Source organism: Campylobacter majalis, from assembly GCF_905120465.1.
Taxonomy (GTDB): Bacteria; Campylobacterota; Campylobacteria; order Campylobacterales; family Campylobacteraceae; genus Campylobacter_A; species Campylobacter_A majalis.
Map to the genome: position 1 here is coordinate 1 of NZ_CAJHOF010000036.1, position 3,935 is coordinate 3,935.

Annotated in this window: 6 protein-coding genes; all 6 read left to right on the plus strand. The window is 27.1% G+C overall.

Features of this window, described 5'->3' with window-relative positions; genetic code table 11:
• On the plus strand, positions 1–401 hold a 401-nt coding region (locus LQU93_RS09695; protein WP_229933684.1), incomplete at its 5' end, for a hypothetical protein.
• A complete protein-coding gene (locus tag LQU93_RS09700) occupies positions 401–649 on the plus strand; it encodes a hypothetical protein (RefSeq protein WP_229933685.1) in 249 nt (82 codons plus the stop codon). The genes LQU93_RS09695 and LQU93_RS09700, both read left to right, overlap by 1 nt.
• A gap of 296 nt (positions 650–945) precedes the next feature.
• Positions 946–2,454: a polymorphic toxin type 50 domain-containing protein gene (locus LQU93_RS09705; RefSeq protein WP_229933686.1), complete on the plus strand. Its 1,509-nt coding sequence runs from the start codon at positions 946–948 to the stop codon at positions 2,452–2,454.
• Positions 2,455–2,468: 14 nt separating this feature from the next.
• A complete protein-coding gene (locus LQU93_RS09710) occupies positions 2,469–2,843 on the plus strand; it encodes a MafI2 family immunity protein (RefSeq protein WP_229933687.1) in 375 nt (124 codons plus the stop codon).
• Positions 2,844–2,984: 141 nt separating this feature from the next.
• Positions 2,985–3,179 (plus strand): MafI2 family immunity protein, encoded by a 195-nt coding sequence (locus LQU93_RS09715; RefSeq protein ID WP_229933688.1) that lies wholly within the window; start codon positions 2,985–2,987, stop codon positions 3,177–3,179.
• Between the two features lie 54 nt (positions 3,180–3,233).
• The gene (locus tag LQU93_RS09720; protein WP_229933689.1) at positions 3,234–3,485 is read left to right on the plus strand and encodes a hypothetical protein; all 252 of its coding nucleotides are present in this window, start codon (positions 3,234–3,236) and stop codon (positions 3,483–3,485) included.
• Positions 3,486–3,935 lie beyond the last annotated feature (450 nt).

Below are 3,935 nucleotides of genomic sequence, written 5' to 3' on the forward strand. Positions count from 1 at the left end.
CTAGTTATTTAAATGCTCCAACTAATGACAATGAAATTTACTCAGGTCCGACTGAGACTACTTTATTAACACCGATTGGGGTGGTTGGGAATAGTGGGAAAGTGGCTGGTGAATTAACAGCATATGAAATAGCCAAAATCGGTGGAAAAAATTTTGGTTTTTATAAAAATTACTTAAATAAATCTACCAAAGAAATAGAAAAAGGAATTAAATCGCTTGAAAAACAAATACAAGAACACATAGATAAAATTTCTAATCCACAAAAATATATAAAAGATTTCGACAAACTAGACATTAGGCAACAAGAAAATTTGATTAATAAAAAATGGAATTCTGATATTGCTAGACAAAAAGAACAAAAGCAAATTCTTGAACAAATATTGCGAGAAAGGATGAAATAATGAAAAAATATAAAAATTACGAATACTATTTGAAAGACAATATATTAATTATTATTGAAAAAATAAATGAATTGATTTATAATAATGAAAAAAATGATTTTGTTTTAGGAGAATTAACTGCGTATTATGATATTATAGACGTATTTAAGCAACAAGCATTGTTATTTGACATTGATATTAAAGATATTGGGCTTGATAAAATTGACGAATATTGTATTTTGTTAGGGAAAAACAAAAAGAAACAATAAAAAACAGCAAGAAAAAAGAATTTTGCATTTAGAAATAGAAATTAAAACATTTGAAAAAATATTGATGACATAGTTAATAAATATTAATGATTTAAAATTATTAAAGTATATTCAATTAAAAGATTGTAACGATTTTAAATTTAAAAATATTTTGCTAGTCATTAATGAAAACGAGTTTGGGTAGTTGTCACAAGATGATATTTGTAAAATTTTAGCCATAAATTGCTTAAAAAATAAAAATATTAATTTTAATTGTTTTATTTCAAAAAAATTAAAAAATATAATAAAGTTGGCAAATGAATAAAATTTGTATTGTATTTATTGCATGTCTATTAGCATTTAGCGGTTGTTCTACTATAAAAGACAATCAACCAAAAGATCTAAACAACAAAATCACATCAACCACTTACTCAAATAACCGTAACCTAAGCTACACTCACTCAAAAACACTAGCTACTATAGGGCAAGGCAATTTAAATATAAAAGATAAAGATAGTTCAGATGATACAGATAGACTAAACAGAGATACAAAAAATATAAACAAAGACCTTTACTCTACAAACATATCATCAAACATAGATGCTAGTGTGGATATGAGGTTGTTTAGTAAAGATGGACGAGAACAGGTTAAGCAAGAATATGAATTTATAGTAGATAAGTTAGATAATTTTAATAGATTTGTAAAAGATAAAGTTTCAGGCAAACTTACAGAAGAACAAAAAAAACAAATAGAACAAAACGGTTTAGAAAATTCTCTTATACAAAGCTTAAAAGAACAAGGCATAAGCGATGAAAAGATAAATTTAATACTTAGTGATGAAAAAGTAAAAAATTTAATATCTGCTTATAACAATAAAGATAATATCGCCAAAAATAATATCACAAAAGATAATAATACATACACAATCAAAACAAATACAACAGACGGTGTAGCATCTTATGAGCTTGATAAAATAATAGTTATGGCACAAAAGAATTTTCAAGATTATCTTGTAAATGGAGCTCAAGCTATAAAATACATAGTTGATATTATTGGCGAAAGAAATGCGGCAACCGCAATACTTATCACGCAATTTGCAACACAAGGCGTAGTAAAGGCTTCTGTTTCTATGTTGAGCGATGAAGCAAAAGAAGTTGTGTTTGGCGGAGTTAAAAATAAAATTAGTAACTATATCGCAGATAATTTATTTGATGTAAATGACGGATACTGGCGAAATAATGAAAAACAAGCCATTTATTCGCTTTCTGATATTTCAGCTGATTTTAGTTTAGATTTAGCAATGGCTGGACCATTTGCACTCATCAAAGGAGCTAAAAATCTAGTAAATGCAAATAATAAATTTGATGATAGTTTGGGTGTAAATAATATAAGTAATGGAAGCGTTGCAAATTCCAGCACTAATTCAAATCACAATGGTAATAATTTTAACGGAAATAATGGCGATGAGATTGTGGTTGCTGGGGTAAGCGATATATTTAAAGATAATACAGATATTTCTATAAAAATAGATACAAATAAACAAAAGAAGCATATACAAGGAACCAATGAATATAAAACAGCTAATCAAAATGGCGTAACAAGAAGCATATTAACAGAAAATATAGAGAATTTATTACCAAAATTAGGAACAGGTCAGAAAATAAATAATATAGAAATTGGTTTAGCTGGTTCAAAAGAAAGAATTGATTTTGGGAAAGTAATTGGTTATTATGTAGATGAAGCTGGAAATAAATTACCAACCACAAAAGGAATAGTTCATTACGGTAAAAATGGTGCCCATGTTGTGCCTAGCAATCCAAAATGATAAAGGGCCTGGATATGAATAGCGTAATATCTAAAATTTTATCATCCACACGAAGAGCATTAATTGGTGAAATTACGCAAAATATGCGTGCAGTATATGTAGCATTAGAAAATTATACAATAAAAATATTATTTATATACAATGGCAAAATAACTGATGATGACCAAGATAATGTTGGATATATTGGTAGTCTAATCGTCTCTGACTTTAATGAATACAAAATTGACGAGAAGGCAATTAGAATTGATTATCCAAAAGTATTCATACTACCAAAAAATTATATTCTGGTATATAGACTCGAAGAAGTTGTTGCAAAAAATACAGATAATATTATTGTAGATTTAGAAAAATTAAAATTGGTTGAAGATTGGTGTATATATGAAATATGATAGTATCGTAGAGCGGACAGACTTGCCAACTTGATAAAAATGGTGGAGCTCATATAGTTTCAGCATTCCCAGATGAATTTTGAGGTGCATTAATGAAAAATATTTATTCAATACTTTTATGTGGATTGCATGTAGGTTTTTTTGGGCAAAATAAGACCAAATATAAGAGGCGTTGCTTTTGATTATAAAGAAAACGGAACCGTCTACTTATATGACTACTTAGATAGCGAACCGACAGATGAAGATTATGATGTTTTTTCTTGTGCTTTAACTGAATTGTATTCTGTATCGCCAGAATTAGATACAAAATATGGATTGGTTTTATTTAAAATATGAAAAAGGCAAGCGTTCATTTGATGTTTGGGAAGACGGTAGATTTAATGGGAAAAAATGAAAACAGATGATGTATGTGAAAAATATTTCAAAGAAAAAATAAAAATAAATACTTGGATTGAAAATGATATCTTTTTCATAGAAGGCAATACAAAAGCATTGCTGTTTTTATCTGATTTAATTAGAGCACAAGCAATGGAATTAAAAGATGATAATATTTGCATTGGTCCAAATTTATCAGGAAATAAATTTTTTTCTAAAAAAGCTAAATTTGGAATTTTAATTCACAACACGGATAGTGTAAAATAAAATTTACTTAGGAGAAAATAAAAATATATCACTTGATGTTAAAACCAGTGGATCTAGAGATATAAATATACATTTAAAAGTTGATGACACAAAGTATTTTTATGATGAAAATTATAAAAAAATGAAATTACTTTAAGCAATATCACAATAGTTAAAGAGACATTGGGCGAATTTACATATTCACATTTCAAAGGCAGTTGTTTTTTCATAAAATTTTTCGGAAAAATAGATAAAGATTTTAGAGCCATTGCAATCATTGGCGAAGCAGATAATGATAATATTATATTTAAAGTAAATCTTGAAGAGTTAGTAAAAATTCAGATTTAATATTTTTGATACACAATATTAATGAAATATTTACACTAGTATCATATAATGAAACACTAACCAAAATAAAAGGATAAAACATGAAAATTTCAAAAATAATCTTAGCTAGCTTATTTGCAGTTT

Excerpts from the sequence above, each read along its gene's own strand:
- LQU93_RS09700 (WP_229933685.1), top strand. The coding sequence starts at position 401 with ATGAAAAAATATAAAAATTACGAATACTATTTGAAAGACAATATATTA.
- LQU93_RS09705 (WP_229933686.1), top strand. The coding sequence starts at position 946 with ATGAATAAAATTTGTATTGTATTTATTGCATGTCTATTAGCATTTAGC.
- LQU93_RS09710 (WP_229933687.1), top strand. The coding sequence starts at position 2,469 with ATGAATAGCGTAATATCTAAAATTTTATCATCCACACGAAGAGCATTA.
- LQU93_RS09720 (WP_229933689.1), top strand. The coding sequence starts at position 3,234 with ATGAAAACAGATGATGTATGTGAAAAATATTTCAAAGAAAAAATAAAA.